The organism is Treponema zioleckii (genome assembly GCF_014737315.1).
Classification (GTDB): domain Bacteria; phylum Spirochaetota; class Spirochaetia; order Treponematales; family Treponemataceae; genus Treponema_D; species Treponema_D zioleckii.
In genome coordinates this window covers 1-19147 of record NZ_JPUF01000073.1, presented here as the reverse complement: position 1 = coordinate 19147, position 19147 = coordinate 1, and the positions used below count along the sequence as shown (strand labels likewise).

The following is a 19147-nucleotide window of genomic DNA, read 5'->3' as shown; positions in this document are numbered from 1 at the left end:
GTGCGCTTCCCACTAGTTTTTGAGATTTCCAAAAACTCGCGCTTTGGTGAAGAAACTTTAAAAAACGCGCTACAAGTTGACTTTTTAAATTTAAGTAAACTTTGTGCGCTTCCCGCTAGTTTTTCTTACGAAAAACTAGTGCTTTGGTGGGGCTTTTTGCGCTTTCCAAAACTCACGATTTGGTTGACAAACTTATAAAAAAAGCGCAGGTGAAATTGTCATGCCGAACTTGATTCGGCATTTTTAAATTCAAAATACAAAATATGACATATCAAGAAATCAATTCAAAAACAATCGACAGCTGGATAAAATCTGGATGGGAATGGGGCACGCCCATAAACCACGAGATTTTCGAATCAGCTAAAAAAGGAATTTGGGATGTAAAGCTCACTCCTGTAAAATTTGTGCCACATGAATGGTTCGGTGAGCTTAAAGGCAAACGCATTCTGGGACTTGCTTGCGGAGGCGGTCAGCAGATGCCAATTTTTACGGCACTCGGAGCAGAATGCACAGTACTCGATTATTCAGAGGAACAGCTAAAAAGCGAAAGACTCGTTTCGGAGCGGGAAAATTACAAAATCAACATCATAAAAGCGGACATGACAAAACAGCTTCCGTTTGAGGACGAAACTTTCGATCTGATTTTTCATCCAGTCTCAAACTGCTACGTTGAAGAAGTAAAACCAATCTGGAAGGAATGTTACCGAGTTTTGAAAAAAGGCGGAATTCTTCTTGCTGGCCTGGACAACGGCACTAATTATCTTTTTGCCGACGACGAAGAGACTTTCGTTAAAAATTCGCTGCCGTTCAATCCGCTAAAAAATCCAGAGCACAAAAAACAACTCGAAGAAAGCGATGCGGGAATCCAGTTTTCGCACACCCTCGAAGAGCAGATTGGCGGTCAGCTTGAGGCTGGCTTTACGCTCACGTCAATTTTTGAGGACACGAACGGAGAAGGACGGCTTCACGAAATGAATATTCCGACGTACATTGCAACAAGGGCAATAAAAAAGGAAGCGCTACAAGTTGACTTTTAAAATTTAGGTGGATTTTGTGCGCTTCCCACTAGTTTTTCTTACGAAAAACTAGTGCTCTGGTGGGTACTTTTTGCAGCTGTTCGTAAAACGCAGCAACAAGGAACGCTGCGGTTTACGAATATAATTTTAGTGTTCGCGCACCGCTCACACTTTTTAAATTTGAGTGAACTTTGTGCGCTTCCCGCTAGTTTTTCTTACGAAAAACTAGTACTTTGGAGGGGGCTTTTTGCAGCTGTTCATAAAACGACAAGTGAATTTTCGAGCGAAAAGCCAGTATTTGCGTTTCATTCTTATCAGAAAATCAAAAATACAAAATATGACATATCAAGGAGAGTATTATGGTAAAAAAAATTGCAATCGCAAGTCTTTCAAGAGGGATTCTTGGAGAACCTTTCATAAAACACGAACTCGACATTGGCTTAAAACGACTTGAATCATACGGAATCCAAGTTCAAACAACGCCTTCCGCGCTCAAAGGACTCGAATATGTCGCAAAACATCCCGAAGAACGCGCAAAAGATCTTTTGAATGCACTAAAAGACAAATCAATCGACATGATTCTTTGTGCAATCGGCGGGGACGACACATACAGACTTCTTCCGTATTTATTCGAAAATGATGAATTGAAAAATGCAGTTCAGGAAAACAAAAAGATTTTCTTGGGATTTTCAGATTCCACAATGAATCATTTTATGCTCCACAAAGTCGGACTAAACACATTTTACGGACAATCTTTCCTCGCCGATGTGTGCGAGCTTGAAAACGAAATGCTTCCGTATTCAAAAAAATTTTTGGAAGAACTCTTGAATACAGGCAAGATTGACGAAATCACTCCGAGCGACGTTTGGTACAAAGCCCGCGAATCTTACGAGCCTTCCCAAATCGGCGTAAAAAGACCATGCTTCCCGAACAAAGGATTTGAACTTTTGCAAGGAAAACCGACTTTCAGCGGAAAAATTCTCGGTGGCTGCATCGAAACGATTTTTGACATGTTCGACGGCACCCGCTATGCAGACAGTCCGTCCCTCTGCCAAAAATACGGACTTTTTCCTTCAGTCGAAGAATGGAAAGGCAAGATTTTACTTTTGGAATCAAGTGAAGAGCAAACAAAGCCGGACTTGTACAAAAAAATGATTTCTACGCTCAAACAAACCGGAATTTTCTCGGTAATAAGCGGAGTTCTTGTGGGAAAGCCATTTGACGAAGTTTACTACGACGACTACAAAAAGATTCTCGTTCAAGAAATCGCAAATCCGAATCTTCCGATTCTTTACAACGTAAACATTGGTCATGCCGCGCCCAAATGCATAATTCCGTTCGGAGTCGAAGCCCAAGTTGACTTTAATCAGCAGAAGATAAAATTCAAGAACTGATTTTGAATCTCGGTGCAGTAATTAACGAGTCAAATTTCAACTTTTCTGCCATGCGGATTGAACACTGTGCCGTCATGCCGAATTTATTTCGGCATCTCTGCACTGGCAGTGGACGCATTTTTTAAGCTGATTAAAAAAGTCAATTTTTAATGGAAGGGAGCGAAAAGCGGAAGTTTTCGAACGCCTCTATTTTCTCCCCAGCACACTTTCGCCAAAAAAAAGCCAAAATCACGAGCACACAAATTCCCAAAAGCACTTGAAGAGGATAAAAAATCACAGCACTCTCAGGAATCAGCATTGCAAGAATGCTCATTGCGGCGGCGGGAGGAAAAGGAAAAGAGAAAATCCTTACAAGAACAAGAACGCAAATTGCCACCAAAAAAGCTGCCAGCGTAAGCGGAAGGCCAAGTTTTACGCACAAAAAGAATCGGCTCACAGCCCCAAAAAATGCGCACAGAAAAAACAAGAGAATCACTGAAAAAGGTCTTTTTAGCGCAAGACTTGATTTTCTTGAAAGCTCAGTGAACGCTACGAGAAGCGGAGGCGCAACACAAAAACGCACATCAAAATGAATGCACAAAAACGAAAGCAAAAACACTGCCCCGCACCTAAAAACAATATCAAAAAGCTCCCTAAAAGATTCGTGCACAACAGGCTCATATTCGTTTTGGTCTTTTGCGCCAAGTTTTTCAAGAACAATGCTCAAAAAGCACACAAAAATCGTAAGAACCACCGCAGCCCCAACGTAAACAAAACTCCGAGTCTGAATGAGAACCGGAAGCGAGATTGCAGAAATAAGCGGGGCAAATGTCGTTCGGGAAACAAAAAGCACAATCTGGCCAATCAGGAAAGCAAGAAAAAACTGCACCCAAACAGGTAGCGGAACGTGCGTCACAATCAGCACGCCAAGCAAAGCACAAACAGAAATGCTCACAAGGATTTTTATATAGTTGGTTTTCCAAACCAATCGTGGCGTTATAAAAGCTCCCACGGAAAGCGCAGCCACCTCTGGAAAAATAATTTCTTTTTCGTCAGAAAGTTCAGCTGCAAGAATCATCGCAGAAATTACGAAAAGCGTACAAACATAACCGAAGATTTTTGATTTCATAAAATGAAGATTAGCATATTTTTAAAGAAAAAAATGCCCGCGTTTCCACGGGCAGTAAAAAATCTTTAGACCTGTTCAAAAAGCTGAAGTTTTCGAACACATCTTTTATACGGCGAACTGGTCGATTTGGCCGCCAATGTTGTCGATTGACTTACCAAGATCCTTCGTAACGTCACTCAACGCATTTCCTGTCTCGTTGATTTTTGTTGCACTATGAGCCATTTCTTCTACGCTCTGCTTAATCGAAGTTGTAGCAGTCTGCAAACGCTCCATTTCATCAAGAATCGCCTTGTTGCCTTCTGTCATCTCGCGGGAAGCAAGCTTAACCTCAGAAGTACTGTCGTTCATAGAGTGAAGAGATTCTACAATCTGACGGCTTCCTTCCTGCTGCTCTTCCATCGCGCCCTTAATGAGCATAACAAGTTCGTCCGTTTCCTGAATTTTTGAAGTGACCGACAAGAACGCCTCGCTAGAAGATGCAGAAGCATGAACTACAGAACCGATTGACTCCTTAATTCTGTTAAGCTGGTCACCAATTGAACGAGATTGCTCGCCCGAAGTTTCCGAAAGTTTACGAATTTCATCCGCAACAACCGAGAATCCTTTACCAGCCTCGCCGGCATGGGCAGCCTCAATCGCGGCATTCATAGCAAGAAGATTAGTCTGTTCCGCAATCGCAGAAATCGCCGCGTTAGCTTCTTGCAGCATGACTGACTGCTGCTCAATATCCTCAATTTTTGCGTTAACGTCATTCTGCTTGTTAAGTCCGTCCTGAGCCGCAGTGCGGAGCTGATCGAATGACGAAGCCATTTTCTCAACGCTCTGGTTTACGCTCGAAATATTTCCAATCATCTGCTCTACAGCCGCAGACGCATTTCCAACCTGATTAGACTGTCCCTCAATCATTTTTTCAAGAGAAGAAATGTTCGAAGAAATTTCGTTCACCGCACCGGCCGCTTGGTCAACACTGTTCGCCTGCTGCTCAACCTGACTCTTAACATTGTCGATATTTGCGATAATCTCCGAAATCGAAATTGAAGTATCCTCCGCGCTCGCCGAAAGATTTTCGCCGGCCACAGAAAGCATTTTCTTAGAATCTTTTACCTGCTTGATGATTTCGTGCAGTTTTTCGACGAAAGTATTAAATCCTCGAACAACCGCACCAATTTCATTATTCGATTTCTTGATTTCGATTCGTTTTGTAAGATCTGCATCTCCGCTTGCAATGCCTTCGATTGTAGTTTGCACAATTTTAAGCGGTTTGAGAGCCACTCCGATTACAGCAATAAGAAGGCTCAAAACAGCAGAAAGGAACACAAAAGAGAAAATACTGATGAGCCGAGTAACTTTCGTAGCAACAGATTTAAGCTGAGATTCCTCCACAGCAACAACAATCGTCATTGGAGTTCCCTCAACCTCAGAATACGTGATGAATTCTTTTTTGCCTGTAAGAGAAATAATCGAATCAACACCTTTTCCGCCCTGGACAGCTTTTTGGAACACAGCTCTTGTAGAACTGTCCAAATCGGTGTCGTCAAGCACATTGCGGTTCAAAATCAAATTCGTATCGCTGTGAGCCGTAATAAATCCTTTTTTGTCGATTACGAACGCATATCCAGTTTCACCAAGTTTTATAGAATTTGTAAGAGCAACAAGTTCTTCAATCTGAACGATTCCCGCAAAGAATCCAACGGTCTGTCCATTCTGCTTAACAGCTTTTGCCACGTGAAAAACGTGCTTTCCGTTGTTTTTGGAAACTACAACAGAATCAATAAATTCATCTTTTCCCTCGCCGATAATCGCCTTAAAATATGTTCTGTCGGAAACATCGCCCGTTCCGCCATCATCAGAATTCCACGTTCCGTCGGGCGTAACGTAAATTACATAGTTATAAATCTCAGGTCTCTGCTCCTTATGAGCATGGAGCCACTCTACGATTTCCTCGGTAGTTCCATTTCTCGCAACATCAGATGCCGTATAATAATGAAGCTGATTTGCGTAACTGTGCAACGTCGTATAAACATCATCGCGGAAAATATCAGCAATCTGAGTAACACTATCTTTATAAAGATTATTAATTTCAGACTCCGCACTATTCTTTACAAGAAGCCCCTGGCCCATATTCAGCAGGAGAATTGCAACTCCCAAAGCAACAACAACTGAAACAACGAGTTTCCCCTGCTTTTCCTTCTTTTTGCCCATACAAAATCCTCCGCAATCATAAAAATAAGCAAAAATATTTAAATTATCTTTATTAAGTATAAAGTCGATTTTCATAAAAGCAAGCAAGATTTTTTGACATAAATTCCGCATTAAAAACTTACCGATGTAAAAAAACTTCGTGTTTCTATTTACAGAAATACATAAAACATATAGAATAGTACTAACTCAAAGATGAGCCGATGATACGGGTGTATTGTCGGCTCATCTTTTTTTATGTCACAATAAAATATTTAAAATTGGGGAGACGAAATGAGAAAATACATTCTTAAACGAATACTAATCTCACTTTTTACACTGCTGGCAATTACTCTTGTGCTGTTCATCTTGCTGCAGCTCATGCCAGGCTCACCATTCAACGACGAAAAACTGAGCGACGACCAGAGGGTTGCGCTCTACGCAAAGTACGGGCTTGACAAGCCGATTGTCATCCAGTTCTTCAAGTACGTCGGAAGCATGATTCGTGGCGACTTTGGGCTTAGCTACAACATTTCAAAGAACACGCCAATCTCGCAGCTTATCTCGCAAAGGCTTCCAATTTCGTGCAGAATCGGATTTCAGGCCGTATTCATCGGAGCTTTGATTGGTCTTATTCTCGGAATAATCGCCGCAATCAAGCACAGGACAATCTGGGACACAATCGCCACCGTAATCTCGGTAATCGGCGTTTCCGTTCCAAGCTACGTCTTCGCTCTGGCTTTAAGTTACCAGCTCGGATTCAAGTGGCGAGTCTTCCCAATGCTATTCTCAAATCAGTCCCCGTACTTTTCTTCTATATTACCAAGCATTTCCCTATGTATGTTCACAATGGCATCCATCGCGCGCTTTACGCGCACAGAAATGCTCGAAGCCCTCGGCTCAGAATACATGCAGCTCGCAGAAAGCAAGGGAATTTTTGGCCCAAGGCTGATTATTACTCACGCACTAAGAAACACGCTCATTCCAATCATCACGGTTCTGGCTCCGCTCATCGTAGATTTGATGACAGGCTCACTCGTAGTCGAAAAAATCTTCTCGATTCCTGGAATCGGCTCGCTTCTCGTAACGGCAATCCAGTCGAACGACTACAACGTCGTAATCTCTCTGAGCTTTATTTACAGCGCGATGTACATTGCAATCATGCTTGCGGTTGACATTATGTACGGAATCATAGACCCAAGAATCAGACTTTCAGGAGCAGTAAATGAGTAATTTTGCACAAACAGAAACAACTTCATCTCAGGACGAATTCCTTGCGGACGACTTTGAGCTAAAAGCAGACTCTTCCGCCTCAAAAATCGACAGGAACTTTGCGAGCGTAAGCTACTGGAAAGAAGTTCGGGCAAGATTCTGGGCAAACAAAGGTGCCGTGGCCTCGCTCTTTATGATTCTAATCATCATGTTCTTTGCATTCGTCGGCCCGCACATGACAAAATATTCATACTCGGAGCAGAATCTTGAACAAAAAAACTACGCGCCAAGAATTCAGGGCATAGAAAAACTCGGAATTTTTGACGGACACGAGACAATGAAAACCACCCGAAGCACAAAAAAAGTGAACTTGTACGAAAAGAACGGAGACACAAACGTTTACTACTGGTTCGGTTCTGACGTGCTCGGGCGCGACATTTGGACACGCACGTGGATGGGAACACGGGTCTCGCTCTACATTTCGATTGTCGCAGTAATCATCGACATGATTATAGGTTTGAGCTACGGACTTATCTCAGGCTACTTCGGAGGCTTCATAGATTCTTCCATGCAGCGATTCAGCGAGATTGTAAACGGAATCCCGCGCCTCGTAATCGTAACGCTTTTAATGCTGATTCTTAAACCTGGAATCGCGACGATTATTTTTGCGCTGATGATTACAGAATGGATTGGAATGAGCCGAATCGCCCGTGCCGAAATGCTGAACTTGAAGGAACGAGAATACGTTCTTGCATCGAGAACGCTCGGTGCCTCAAACTTCTCGATAATCTTCCACGAAATTCTTCCGAACATAAACGGACAGGTTATAACACAGACAATGTTCTCGATTCCGACAGCAATTTTTACGGAAGCATTCCTGAGTTTCGTCGGTCTCGGAATCCCGGTTCCGCAGTGCTCGCTCGGCTCGCTGATTAGCGACGCGTTCAACAGTTTTACGACACATCCTTATCAGATTGTGCCGCCGATTGTTGTCCTTGCCCTTTTGATGCTCAGTTTCAATATTCTTGCGGACGGACTCCGTGAAGCAATCGACCCTAAATTCAAGGAGGCGTAGTTTATGAGCGAACAGGAAATCAGACAAGAAAGCAAAAAAGAAGACATAATTTTAAGCATAAAAGACCTTTCAATCTCATTTAAGACAACCGCAGGAATCGTAAACGCAATCCGCGGATTCAACATGGACGTTAGGCGTGGCGAAACTGTCGCAATCGTAGGTGAATCAGGTTCCGGAAAATCAGTCACCACAAAAGCCGCAATGGGAATTCTCGCAAAAAACGCAATCGTAAATTCAGGAACCATAACTTACAACTGTCTTGAGCCAGACGACGTTACGCACACGGTTTACGACATTCTGAACATGAAGACGCGGGACATCCGAAAAAAAATCAACGGAAAAAACATCGCGATGGTCTTTCAGGACCCAATGACATCTCTAGACCCAACAATGAAAATCGGCAAGCAGATAATGGAAGGAATGATTTATCACTACAACACTCCAAAGGAAGAAGCCTGGAAAAAGGCTGTAAAACTTTTGAAGGAAGTAGGAATCACGAACGCCGAAGACAGAATGAAGAACTATCCACACCAGCTTTCAGGCGGAATGAGACAGCGAATCGTAATTGCAATCGCGCTCGCGTGCAACCCGGAACTTTTGATTTGCGACGAACCAACCACCGCGCTCGACGTAACGATTCAGGCAAAAATTCTTGACCTAATCAAAAAAATCCAGCGCGAGAGAAATCTTTCGGTAATCTTCATCACGCACAACATGGGCGTTGTTGCAAAAGTTGCCGACAGAATTAACGTAATGTACGCGGGAAAAATCATTGAGCGAGGCACCGCCGACGAGATTTTCTACGACCCGCGGCATCCGTATACATGGGGACTTTTGAGCGCAATGCCTGACTTGGACACGACCGGAAAACGGCTCTACACGATTCCTGGCTCGCCGCCAAACCTTTTGCACCGCGTAAAGGGAGACCCGTTCGAGCCAAGAAACATTTACGCGCTCAACATTGATTCAAGGCGGGAACCTCCAATGTTCAAAGTGCCGGGAAGCGAGACTCACGAAGCTGCAACGTGGCTTTTGCATCCAAAAGCACCAAAAGTAGAACTTCCGGCAGAATTAAAAGAGCGAATCGTCAAAATGAAAGCCGACGCTGAAAATATTAAAATCAACGAGGAGGAAAAAGCATGAGAGAACCATTATTGAAAGTCGAAAACCTTTGTCAATATTTTAAGGTTTCTTCAAGTTTTACCGTAAAAGCAGTCGAAAACGTTTCATTCGAAATCTTTCCGGGTGAAACCTACGGACTTGTTGGCGAAAGCGGAAGCGGAAAATCCACAATCGGTCGAAGTGTAATCAGATTGTACGATCCGACACAGGGAAAAATCACTTTTGACGGCCGGGATATTTCAAGCAAACTGAACCGCGGAACAAAAGATTTTTTGCGCACAAACATGCAAATGATTTTTCAGGACCCAATGGCGTGCTTGAATCCACGAAAAAAAGTCGGCGAAATCATCGGCGAGGGACTTGATATTCATCACCTTTACAAAAACCGCGCAGAACGAGAGGAAAAAATCCAGCGAATCCTCAAAAAAGTCGGACTTTCCCCGGAACACATCGAACGTTATCCGCACCAGTTCTCAGGCGGACAGCGCCAGCGAGTCGGAATTGCACGCGCGCTCATAATGAACCCAAAACTCGTGATTGCGGACGAGTGCATATCTGCCCTTGACGTTTCGATTCAGGCGCAGGTCGTAAACATGATGAAGGACATTCAGGAAGAAACAGGCGCCGCTTACCTCTTCATTGCCCATGATTTGAGCATGGTAAAATACATCAGCGACAGAATCGGCGTTCTCCACCTTGGTCATCTTCTTGAAACTGGCACCACGGACGAGATTTTTGAAAATCCTGTTCATCCGTACACAAAAAGCCTTCTTTCTGCAATTCCGCGTCCAAACCCAATCGTCGAAAAGAATCGCTTGATTCAAACATACGACCACAAAACGAGCGGAATAAAATACTCGGAAGGCACGCTGCATCACATAACAGGACAGCATTACGTTTCATGCACCGACAAGGAATTCTCCGAGTGGCTTCCAATAAGTGACAAAAACACCGAACACAAAAAAGAAACAGTTGCTGTTTGAAGATAAATTTAGTCGGATTTAAAAGCAAAAAAGGAATCAGATTGAAATCCAAAACTGATTCCTTTTTAAGCAAAATTGAAACTAATATTTAAAAATCAAAAATTAGTTAAGAGCATTAAGAGCGTTTGCTGCTGCATCTGCGGCCGCATTAGCTGCGTCAACTGCTGCGTTGAGTTCTTCTGATGATACAGCTGCCGCTGTATTTGCAACGTCTTCTGCTGCTGCATTCAATGCATCTACGGCTGCATTAATTTCCTCTGATGATACAGATGCGGCAGCGTCAACTGCTGCATTTACTGCATCAGCAGCCTCTTTAGCAGCGTCAACTGCTGCGTTAAGATCTGTAGTTTCAGCAGGTGCTTCTGCTGCAGGTGTTTCTGCTGCCGCTGTTGTCTCTGCTTTCTTTTCATTACAGCTAATCAATGCACCGCTCAACAAAAGAACAGAAGCTGCTACTGCTGCAAAAGATGTTAGTTTTTTCATTCTATAACCCCCTGAAAAAAAACTTTTTTAAGTTTAATTATATATTTCAAAAAGTCAATATATTTTCACTTTTTCTCTTGTTTTTTCAAAAAAGTCATGCTAAAATTTTTGCACTTTCTAGATATTTTGGACATTTGAAGGAAGTTTCGCACACATCTTTCGTTCCTTTGAATTGAATTTTTTAAATAATGAACTATAATAGATAAAATAATTTTTTCTTTTAGGAACAAAAAGTATGAAACGTGTAAAGCTAATTTCATTTGCAATCACTTTTGCAGTGGCTGCATCTGCATTTAATGTATTTGGCAATGAACGGAATTTTTCTGAACAAGAGATTACAGCGCAGGTTGCAGGTTACACAGAAGATGCACAGGAAACAAGTGAGCCCGCAAAAACAGAAACTAAAGAGGAAAAATCTGCACGCTTAAAAAAAGAAAAAGAAATCGCGGCTCTTAAAAAAAAGCATGAAAGCGAAGCTTCAAAATTAACAAAAAAACAATCTAAAGAATTAAAAAATCTCACAAAAGCTCAGGCAAAAGAAGTAAAGGCTCTTTCTTCAAAACAGTCAAAAGAACTTTCAAGCGCAAAAAAACGCAAAGACGTAGAGCAGACTGAACTTGATGAACTAACTGAAAAACACGCAAAAGAAACAGAGGAACTAAAAAGCAAGCAGGAAACTGCTGTAAAAGAACTTCAAGAAACTCATGCGCAGCAGCAAAAAGAACTTGAAAATTCATTCAACGCAAAGCTTGCCGAATTGACGGGCACTTCATCAGACTCAGAAGAAACAGAAACAACCGCAACAGTTGAGGAAATTGATACCGAAACTTCAGTAACAGTTGAAAAAAGCTCTGACACCGCAAAAGACGATGTTCCCGTTGAAAAAAAATACAAGCGCACAATCCACATCGGAACATTTGCCGACATTTCAGGAATTCCTGCCGCATACTTTATTGAAAACAAACCAGAATTTGAGGGAAAAACAAATACGGTCGTAGAAAAATGCGACTCGGCCGAGGACGAAATTCAAAAAATCATTTCGGGCCAGCTGGAATTCGGTTTTGTTCCGACAGAACTTGCCGCAAAAACTTACATGGAAAACAAAGGTTCCATCGTCGTTCTTGGCATAACCGAAACAGGAAATCTCTCAATTATTTCTAAGAATGACTCCGTAAAATCAATCGAGAATCTAAAAGGCAAAACAATTTATATTCCAAAAAAGAATTCTGGTGCTGAATATATTTTAAGACACATTCTCGAAAAGAAAGGACTTACGGTTGCAACTAGCGAAACTGACGGAGACGTAAAATTCGACTTTTCGATTCCGAATTCAGAAATCGCAGCGGCTGTAATCACGAACAAAATTGAATTCGCACTTGTTTCAGAACCATTTTCTACTGTCGCAATGCGAAAAAGTAATTCTGTAAAAAAAGTGCTCGACATTCAAAAAGAATTTGCGTCTGTCGAAACAGAATCAAAATTTCCGCATTCAGTTTTGATTGCAAACGGCAATTATGCAAACGGCAATAAAGAAGTCGTTGCACAAATCATAAAATCTTGTGAAGAAGCTACAAAATGGGTAGTTACCAGCCCAAACAAAGCAGCCCCCCTCACCCAGAAGCACACCACAGGAATTTTGGCACCAATCGCCGCAAAATCAATTCCTACGGCAAACTTCGTTTGGGAAAGCGCAAAAGATGGCAGGGTTTCTATCGAGCGGCTCATTTCAATTTTTATGAACTATAATCCAGAATCAGTTGGACAGGAATTGCCTGACAACAATTTTTACTATTCGAAATAGGAGTTTTTTATGAAAGAATTTTTACCATACGATGTCGTCAGAAACGATGCTATCAAATTGGCAGACAAAGTGCTAAAAGAAGGGTTTGTGCCGGACGTTATATACACTTCTCTTCGTGGCGGAGCGTACATGGCAAACGTTATGAGCGAATATTTTAAGCTCGCCCTCAAAGGCAAAAAGCCAGTTCTCTACGCAGCAGTAGTTGCCCGCTCGTACACAGACATTCACCAGAGCGGAAAAATCCGTATTGACGGATGGACTTATTCACCAGAATATCTTCGAGCCGGCGACAAGATTCTTTTGGTCGATGACATTTACGACACAGGACGCACACTGAACTATCTCGTGGAAGTTCTTATGGAACATGGAATTCCACGCGACGATATAAAAGTTGTCGTTCATGATTTTAAGAATTTCACTTACAAAGACACACTTCCAATAAAACCTGATTATTGGTGCAGAAAATTCGATATTTCAAGTCCGGACGATGACCGCTGGATTCACTACTTGAGCCATGAGCTTGTAGGTCTTACCGAAAAAGAACTCGAAGATTACTACTACAAGCAGGATCCTGAATTGCGCGGAATCCTCGAACCAATAATGAACAAAAAGAACTAGTAACGCAACTTTCGAGTTTGCTATCACTCGTGCTCGGTTGCTGAGCGTAGCCGAAGCACGATTAATTTTTCAGAATCAAGCACATTTTTAATGAGACGATTTAAATTCTTCATCCTTTCTTCTATATTTTTATTCTCGCTTTCAATGTTGTACGCTCAAAATTCAGAGAGAATTATTAGCCCTGCACGGGGCACTTGGGCAAACAAACAAAGTCTTATAATCGATGTGTCAGACGGGGCGGAATGTTACTATTCACTTTCTGGCACGGACCCGCTCGAAATGGGAATGATTTACGAAGAGCCATCCCTTATCAATCTTGAAGGAAATGTGACATTAAAAGTAGCAGCCCTCGTAAACGGCACAAAAGAAGAATACGAAATCAATTACACGGTCAACGAAGAAAATCCATTTAAAAATGATTCAGAAGAAAAAAAATTCATAGACGAAATCAAAGAAAAAAATATCATTACCTGCGGCGGAGAAAATACAATCTCAATTCCAAAAAATTTTTTGTATTCACTTGCCGACGACACAAGTTCTTTCATTCAAGGACGACAAATTAGCATTGACGACAAAAACGCACTTTCAAGATATATTTCATGCATCGTTACGGACAAAGCCAGAAACTGGAGATTTATAATTCATCAGCGTGGCGCAAACATGAATGCAGACGGGACGAAAGCTGATTCCGATTCAGTTTCCCGCAAAATTCCGTTTGAATTTACCGACTGGGAAACGTTCACTTTTAACGGCAAAAATTTAATTTGGACGCTCGATGACGGAACGTGGTCAAATTCAACCGAGCCTGTAAAAATCGACCGAACTGAACCGCATACGTTAAAATGGCAGAGCGTTGCATACGAAAACGGAAATCCGGTTGAAACTTTTGAAATCCCTTCAAAACCAAAAATCAGCGCACAAACAAAAAAAGGTTCTGTAACGTTCAAATTGAATGGCGAAAAATCTTACAAACTAAAAATAAAATCCTCTGGAGCAAAAGGTGATTTTGGAGAAAACAAGTCATTTTTTGATTCCGTAGTTTTTGACACGCTCGAAGGCGAGCAAATCGATTCCACAGCAGTTTTTGAAATCTACTCGCAAGGGCTTTTTCAGGGAACTCTATCTCAAAACTATTCGATTGACAGAAAACCGCCGTCAAGCCCAAGATTCACTTCAAATCAAGACGGAAACCATGCGCGGGGCAGCGTAAAAATAAAAATCGAAACCGATTCTGATGCAGAAATTTTTTACGCGATTTTAGGCCCGCTTTCAATCGATGCAAGTTTTTACACTGATAAAAACGACGCACCGAATTTTACGGACTCAATTATTTTTAGAAAATACACGCAATCATCGCTCGTGCTCAACGGCAAAGATTCTGCGGTTTGCTATAAAATTCTTGCCTACGCAAAAGACAAGAACAACAATGTAAGCACAACTTCGGAATATGACATTGTAATCGATGAATATAATTATTTTATTTCGGCAAACGCCTCCGCTTACGGTGCGGACGGAAGCCGCTATCATCCATTCGTAAATTTTGAACAGGCTTTAGAAGCAATCAACAATACGAACTTTGCGCATTTTTTTGTTGAAGGAAAAATTGTCCTAAAATCCGGCAAAGCCGAAATTCTCTCGAACTGCTCGTTCACGGGCATAAACGACGGAAGAATTGTAATTCCGGCGGACACCCACATAAAAATAAAAGATTCAAGCGCAGAATTTCAAAACTGCATAATCGAAAAACTCGCCCCAGAAATTGGAGAGCAGAATGACGAAAAGATTTTTGAGCTGGACAATGCCGCAACTTCGTTTGAAGACTGCGAAATTTTCGGCACGTTCAATTCAAACGGCGTGGGATTCAGCGCAAAAAATTCACTAATTTCTCTTGAAGATTCAAGAGTGACAATAAATTCGCGCACCTACGCCTGTGTCTTCTCTGCAGACGCCTCACAAATCTTCGCAAAAAAAGGCAGCTTTAACTCCATCGCACAAACGGCAATAATTTTTAGTCTTTCTGGCGGAATCCTCGAATCAACTGACTCAAACTGCAAATTAATTTCGCATCTTGGCAGAATCGCAGAACTCAACAGCGTTCTCGTAAAATTCAACGACAATGGATTTTATGCACATTTTGACAAAAAGATTCGCGGTGCAACCCTAATTTGGAAAGACAGCGAAACAATGATTCTTGAAAACAAGAACAATACAACAGAAACTCACATACAAGGAAAATAAAATGGAAAATATGATTTTGACATGCGGTCTTGACGAGGCCGGGAGAGGTCCGCTTGCAGGGCCAGTTACGGCTGGGTGCGTAATCTTGCCGGCGGATTTTCCGATTGAACTTTTGAACGACTCAAAAAAGCTTACCGAAAAAAAACGTGAGAAAATCGAGCCGATAATCAAGGAGCAAGCTTGCTGGGGACTCGGAATCGTAGACCACAAAACGATTGACCAAATGAATATTTTGCAGGCAAGTCTTTACGCAATGTCGCTGGCGTACAACGAAATGATAAAAAAACTTCCGGAATGGGCAAAAAAACACGGCATCATTTTGGAGACAAAATTTGAAAATCAGATTTCCGCAATCACGGACGGAATCTACAATCCAAAAATCGGCTGCCAATGCCGCTGCGAGCCAAAAGCTGACGGAAAATACCCAGAAGTTATGGCTGCAAGCATAATCGCAAAAGTTGAGCGAGACCACATGATGATGGAATACGACAAGCTCTACCCTGAATACGGTTACGCAAAACACAAGGGCTACCCTACAAAAGCCCACAAAGAAATTTGCCAAAAACTGGGGCCAAGCCCGATTCAGCGGCTTTCGTTCAATTTTGAATAATTACAGGCAAAATAAAAGCCCTGCTTACCAAACGGTTTGCAGGGCTTTGTTATAACTGATTATAAATTAGTTCTCTGAATTTGTCTCTGCCTTCGAAGCATCCTCTCGTTTGCTTACAACGTGAATTACGCGACCTGTGCGTTTAATTCCGTCTGGCTTGCGTGGCTCTTCACCTTTTCGGCGGTAGATTTTTTTCTCGCCAAAACCCGCACCAAATTTAGCATCTTTAGCGGCTTTCTTTTCGGCCCGAATCTTAGCTTTTTCCTTTCGGTCTTTTTCGATAAATTTGAGAGAAGCGTCAAGTCCACCGAGAACCTGCTGCATATCCTCTGCAAAAATTGCAATCTGGTGACGGTCAAAATCTGCGCCCTCACCTTTTTTGCTCTCTACAATCTGTAGAAAAACATCACCGGCACGGTTTTCTTTTACATTGAAAAAATATGAACGATTTTCCAATGTAACCTGAGTTGTAAAAAGTTCTCCACGAATACCCATGTCATCCTTCCCAAAAATAAAATTAGTTCTCAAATTGAAAACTTATGAAAATAATACAGTTTCTTACAGAATTTTGCTAAGTTTTTTTTTCTTTATCTTACAATAAGTTAGTTCCCGACAAATCGCGATTTTTTGGGGGAAGACTTGCAAATTGTAAAAAATTACATAGTCATATAAGGACAGTTGTTCTCATATGCCCATCTTAAGGCCTGGTTCAGGCGATTCTGGTATTCCTTGCCTCCACGCTTGAGGGCTTCAAGAAGATCCATGTCTATCTTTGTATGTACGTCACCTTTTTTCATTTCTACCCATTCTGGATGAACTTCATACCATGGCTTGAATTCCTTTAGCTCTTCTTTTGTCATCACAGGACAGTCGGAGAAGTCTGTGCTCTTGAAATTCATTGCGGTATCGATTTCTTCTTTTGTCAGCGGTGGAAGTTTTTTTAATTCATCTAGCGTCATAGTTTTCATAATACTCAGCCTCCTCATATTTTTCAGCCTTTCTGGCCGAAATTATTCTTTTGTTGCCGTTTCGGTCTGTCGCCACAACAAATAGCACAAGCATGTCAGCAACTCTTCCGATTATATTAGTCCGTTCTTCCTCAAAAGTCGAATGCGCAAAATCAAGTTTTTCGATTCGCTTTTCATCAAGAAAAACACGGACGGCCATCTCAAATGAAATGCCGTGTTTCTTTTTGTTTACGGCATTTTTTTTCTCGTCCCATTCAAATGTCATTAATTAATCCTATGTACATAATTCTGTGTATATTATCATTCGTCAACAGGGGCCTTAAAATTTTGATTTTTTTTCAGCCCCCTCTCACGTAAGAGAAAAGAATCCAAACAAATCCATAATTAATAAAATCAGGAAAAATAAAAAGTAGCAAATTGTAAAACCGATTTTTATTTTACTAAATTCTGTTTTTTCTACCATTCCGTTTTTTTAGAATAGGCTCTATAAAATATCTTGCAATAAATTGCAGTGATGTTAGCAAACCTATTACAAATAAAATTATTGCACCACCGTCTTTCATATTTCTACCTTTTTTGTTTTGCATAGTTATCAATAGATGTTGCTATATCAACATCTGGCGGAGTTAATGTGTTGGTAACATCATTTTCAAACGGCTGGTTATTTGAACCTGCCAGTCGGCTTATTCCGTACGCGAAAAATTCTAAAACCACTCGTCAGTTGATTCGGAGCGATTTTAGAACGACAAAAACTACGCTATATGTAGCGTAATCCTTAATTTTCCCCGGAAAAGGCGCTTTTTGTGGTGGGTTTTCCGAGGAAAAGTGGATTTTTTGGTATTCCTACAAATCGCGATTTGGGGGAATAAGAATATCACACCGTTTCTCCAGGTAAAATACTATTTGCGCTCCATTGTCAACCATAATTCATGGTTTATACATAAAAAGAAATGGTCCGATAAGCAAAAGTAAAATCATCAAAATAAAAAACAATACCATCGGAACAAGAGACAATATTCCAAACAAAAATCCTGCCGTTGCAATCAAACCTTTGACGGTGATTTTTTTTCGAACGTAAACATTACAAATAAAGCAAATAAGTGAAATAAGCGGAAAATATAAATACGGCGGATTTCCGAAATTTATACCGTTCTTTCGATAAATCCAGAAAAAAACACAGACAATTGCAGTTCCAAGAAAACCGACTGCTCCCAATATAAAAGAAATCCATGAATAAAATTTATCATCACTCAATTTTTAATACCTCACTCTTGATTTTCAATTTCATTTAACCGTCTTTCCAAAAACTTTAGATCCAAAAGTATATTGATTCCGTCTAAATCTACTTGCCCCAAATCGCCTATTGTTTCAAAATTGTTTAGTATAAAATCTTGGAAACAATCTGCCAAAGAGCCATTTTGGGCAAAATTAAACAAAGATTCTCCTGCACCATAAGCAAGATCTTTGACTGTTGAGAAATAATCTTCTGTAAACTCCTCAAAAAATTTTAGGGTCTTTTGATATTCTTGTGTAATGGCAGTAATCTTTTGAGCTTTTGACATTTTCCCGAATTCAGTCTTAAATGCAATACAATATTCAAAACCGCGCGATTTTTGTCTGTAAAAAGTTTTTTTGTCTGGAGGTAACGCACCTCTAGTCTCTGTGTAATAATTATATTCTTCAAAAGTTATAAATCTTTCAATATTATAATCATAAAATCTAGCATACTTATGCTCGCGTTTTTCAAATGCATCAGTAAAGCTTGACGCAAGGTCTTGAATATCAAACTCACCCGTAGGGTCTGTATACCTCACCGGATTGTTCCCCGCGTAGTGGTAACAATTGAGATTGATGTGATTAAACACACCGCCCATACCCGGCAATTTGGAATTATGCTGTTTTGCCTCGTCATTTGTAGGCGCAACAGGGATGTAATCTCCCAGAGCAGGGGCTGTGCTAATCCACATGCGGTTTTTATACTAAATTACAATTCTTAAATGAGTATTAACAGTATAAAACTTGGTTGATTCAATTCTGCAGAACTTAACTGGATTGGCACCGATTTACGCAGATTCCGAAACAAGTTCGGAATGACAGTACCGCTAAGGAGAGTTTGTCTAAAAAGTTGCGTCATGCCGAATTTATTTCGGCATCTATACTGCATTTTGTATGAAGGACTTCGAAGCAGGTTCGGAATTACACTGGATTTTTCAAAAAAACACGCCGAGTTTTACCCAAAAACATACGGAGAATTTTTTAAAACACGCCGAGTTTTCCCTCAAAACACGCCGAGAATTTTTTAAAACTCCGTATGTTTTTTGTTGAAGGCATGACTGGCGAA

General features: G+C 41.1%; 16 protein-coding genes and 1 pseudogene. 10 read left to right on the top strand and 7 right to left on the bottom strand.

The genetic code is table 11. The features are described 5' to 3' along the window. Window positions 1-263: 263 nt before the first annotated feature. Entirely contained in the window at window positions 264-1037 is a 774-nt protein-coding gene (locus tag JI65_RS14815; protein ID WP_191017938.1) for a class I SAM-dependent methyltransferase, read from the top strand. Window positions 1038-1375: 338 nt separating this feature from the next. Then, window positions 1376-2410 carry a S66 family peptidase gene (locus JI65_RS14810; RefSeq protein WP_191017937.1) on the top strand — a complete coding sequence of 345 codons (1035 nt, stop codon included), beginning with the start codon at window positions 1376-1378 and terminating at the stop codon, window positions 2408-2410. A gap of 139 nt (window positions 2411-2549) precedes the next feature. Here the strand turns inward: JI65_RS14810 and JI65_RS14805 are convergent, their stop codons facing one another. Together JI65_RS14805 and JI65_RS14800 are read right to left on the bottom strand one after the other, a co-directional pair. Then, entirely contained in the window at window positions 2550-3518 is a 969-nt protein-coding gene (locus JI65_RS14805) for an HPP family protein (protein ID WP_191017936.1), read from the bottom strand. A gap of 105 nt (window positions 3519-3623) precedes the next feature. Then, window positions 3624-5720, bottom strand: a complete 2097-nt coding sequence (locus tag JI65_RS14800; protein WP_242457266.1) for a methyl-accepting chemotaxis protein — start codon at window positions 5718-5720, stop codon at window positions 3624-3626. Window positions 5721-5990: 270 nt separating this feature from the next. Here JI65_RS14800 and JI65_RS14795 point away from each other — a divergent pair, with 270 nt between their 5' ends. Genes JI65_RS14795 through JI65_RS14780 form a run of 4 tightly spaced genes read left to right on the top strand, consistent with a single transcriptional unit; the run spans window position 5991 to window position 10088 of the window. Continuing rightward, window positions 5991-6929: an ABC transporter permease gene (locus tag JI65_RS14795; RefSeq protein ID WP_191017935.1), complete on the top strand. Its 939-nt coding sequence runs from the start codon at window positions 5991-5993 to the stop codon at window positions 6927-6929. Beyond that, window positions 6922-7983 carry an ABC transporter permease gene (locus tag JI65_RS14790; protein ID WP_191017934.1) on the top strand — a complete coding sequence of 354 codons (1062 nt, stop codon included), beginning with the start codon at window positions 6922-6924 and terminating at the stop codon, window positions 7981-7983. The genes JI65_RS14795 and JI65_RS14790 overlap by 8 nt, the downstream gene beginning before the upstream one ends. A 3-nt stretch (window positions 7984-7986) precedes the next feature. Next, the gene (locus tag JI65_RS14785) at window positions 7987-9126 is read left to right on the top strand and encodes an ABC transporter ATP-binding protein (RefSeq protein ID WP_191017933.1); all 1140 of its coding nucleotides are present in this window, start codon (window positions 7987-7989) and stop codon (window positions 9124-9126) included. Next, window positions 9123-10088 (top strand): ABC transporter ATP-binding protein, encoded by a 966-nt coding sequence (locus tag JI65_RS14780; protein ID WP_191017932.1) that lies wholly within the window; start codon window positions 9123-9125, stop codon window positions 10086-10088. Before JI65_RS14785 ends, JI65_RS14780 begins: the two co-directional genes overlap by 4 nt. A 102-nt stretch (window positions 10089-10190) precedes the next feature. On the opposite strand, the gene JI65_RS14775 is transcribed toward JI65_RS14780, so the two are convergent. Beyond that, window positions 10191-10571, bottom strand: a complete 381-nt coding sequence (locus JI65_RS14775; RefSeq protein WP_191017931.1) for a hypothetical protein — start codon at window positions 10569-10571, stop codon at window positions 10191-10193. 235 nt (window positions 10572-10806) lie between these two features. On the opposite strand from JI65_RS14775, the gene JI65_RS14770 reads away from it, so the two are divergent. The 4 genes from JI65_RS14770 to JI65_RS14755 all read left to right on the top strand — a co-directional run bounded on the left by JI65_RS14770 (window position 10807) and on the right by JI65_RS14755 (window position 15838). After that, complete coding sequence (locus JI65_RS14770; RefSeq protein ID WP_191017930.1) at window positions 10807-12372, top strand: ABC transporter substrate-binding protein; 1566 nt, start codon at window positions 10807-10809, stop codon at window positions 12370-12372. A gap of 9 nt (window positions 12373-12381) precedes the next feature. Further along, window positions 12382-12990, top strand: a complete 609-nt coding sequence (locus JI65_RS14765; RefSeq protein ID WP_191017929.1) for a phosphoribosyltransferase — start codon at window positions 12382-12384, stop codon at window positions 12988-12990. Between the two features lie 90 nt (window positions 12991-13080). Continuing rightward, window positions 13081-15228 carry a chitobiase/beta-hexosaminidase C-terminal domain-containing protein gene (locus tag JI65_RS14760; RefSeq protein WP_191017928.1) on the top strand — a complete coding sequence of 716 codons (2148 nt, stop codon included), beginning with the start codon at window positions 13081-13083 and terminating at the stop codon, window positions 15226-15228. Between the two features lies 1 nt (window position 15229). Then, complete coding sequence (locus JI65_RS14755) at window positions 15230-15838, top strand: ribonuclease HII (RefSeq protein WP_340138453.1); 609 nt, start codon at window positions 15230-15232, stop codon at window positions 15836-15838. Between the two features lie 66 nt (window positions 15839-15904). Here JI65_RS14755 and JI65_RS14750 read toward each other — a convergent pair whose 3' ends face one another. The 4 genes and pseudogenes from JI65_RS14750 to JI65_RS17805 all read right to left on the bottom strand — a co-directional run. Further along, complete coding sequence (locus tag JI65_RS14750) at window positions 15905-16333, bottom strand: DUF3276 family protein (RefSeq protein WP_191017927.1); 429 nt, start codon at window positions 16331-16333, stop codon at window positions 15905-15907. A gap of 161 nt (window positions 16334-16494) precedes the next feature. After that, entirely contained in the window at window positions 16495-16806 is a 312-nt protein-coding gene (locus JI65_RS14745; RefSeq protein ID WP_242457265.1) for a BrnA antitoxin family protein, read from the bottom strand. Continuing rightward, complete coding sequence (locus JI65_RS14740) at window positions 16784-17071, bottom strand: BrnT family toxin (RefSeq protein ID WP_191017926.1); 288 nt, start codon at window positions 17069-17071, stop codon at window positions 16784-16786. The genes JI65_RS14745 and JI65_RS14740 overlap by 23 nt, the downstream gene beginning before the upstream one ends. A gap of 1522 nt (window positions 17072-18593) precedes the next feature. Further along, window positions 18594-18764, bottom strand: a pseudogene (locus JI65_RS17805) (RHS repeat domain-containing protein); the annotation flags it as partial. Window positions 18765-19147: the final 383 nt, after the last annotated feature.

Bases quoted from the DNA above. Each gene is read 5' to 3' on its own strand.
- JI65_RS14750 (WP_191017927.1), bottom strand. From the start codon at position 16,333: ATGGGTATTCGTGGAGAACTTTTTACAACTCAGGTTACATTGGAAAAT.
- JI65_RS14785 (WP_191017933.1), top strand. From the start codon at position 7,987: ATGAGCGAACAGGAAATCAGACAAGAAAGCAAAAAAGAAGACATAATT.
- JI65_RS14795 (WP_191017935.1), top strand. From the start codon at position 5,991: ATGAGAAAATACATTCTTAAACGAATACTAATCTCACTTTTTACACTG.
- JI65_RS14790 (WP_191017934.1), top strand. From the start codon at position 6,922: ATGAGTAATTTTGCACAAACAGAAACAACTTCATCTCAGGACGAATTC.
- JI65_RS14740 (WP_191017926.1), bottom strand. From the start codon at position 17,071: ATGACATTTGAATGGGACGAGAAAAAAAATGCCGTAAACAAAAAGAAA.
- JI65_RS14745 (WP_242457265.1), bottom strand. From the start codon at position 16,806: ATGAAAACTATGACGCTAGATGAATTAAAAAAACTTCCACCGCTGACA.
- JI65_RS14810 (WP_191017937.1), top strand. From the start codon at position 1,376: ATGGTAAAAAAAATTGCAATCGCAAGTCTTTCAAGAGGGATTCTTGGA.
- JI65_RS14775 (WP_191017931.1), bottom strand. From the start codon at position 10,571: ATGAAAAAACTAACATCTTTTGCAGCAGTAGCAGCTTCTGTTCTTTTG.
- JI65_RS14760 (WP_191017928.1), top strand. From the start codon at position 13,081: ATGAGACGATTTAAATTCTTCATCCTTTCTTCTATATTTTTATTCTCG.
- JI65_RS14755 (WP_340138453.1), top strand. From the start codon at position 15,230: ATGGAAAATATGATTTTGACATGCGGTCTTGACGAGGCCGGGAGAGGT.
- JI65_RS14800 (WP_242457266.1), bottom strand. From the start codon at position 5,720: ATGGGCAAAAAGAAGGAAAAGCAGGGGAAACTCGTTGTTTCAGTTGTT.
- JI65_RS14770 (WP_191017930.1), top strand. From the start codon at position 10,807: ATGAAACGTGTAAAGCTAATTTCATTTGCAATCACTTTTGCAGTGGCT.
- JI65_RS14815 (WP_191017938.1), top strand. From the start codon at position 264: ATGACATATCAAGAAATCAATTCAAAAACAATCGACAGCTGGATAAAA.
- JI65_RS14805 (WP_191017936.1), bottom strand. From the start codon at position 3,518: ATGAAATCAAAAATCTTCGGTTATGTTTGTACGCTTTTCGTAATTTCT.
- JI65_RS14780 (WP_191017932.1), top strand. From the start codon at position 9,123: ATGAGAGAACCATTATTGAAAGTCGAAAACCTTTGTCAATATTTTAAG.
- JI65_RS14765 (WP_191017929.1), top strand. From the start codon at position 12,382: ATGAAAGAATTTTTACCATACGATGTCGTCAGAAACGATGCTATCAAA.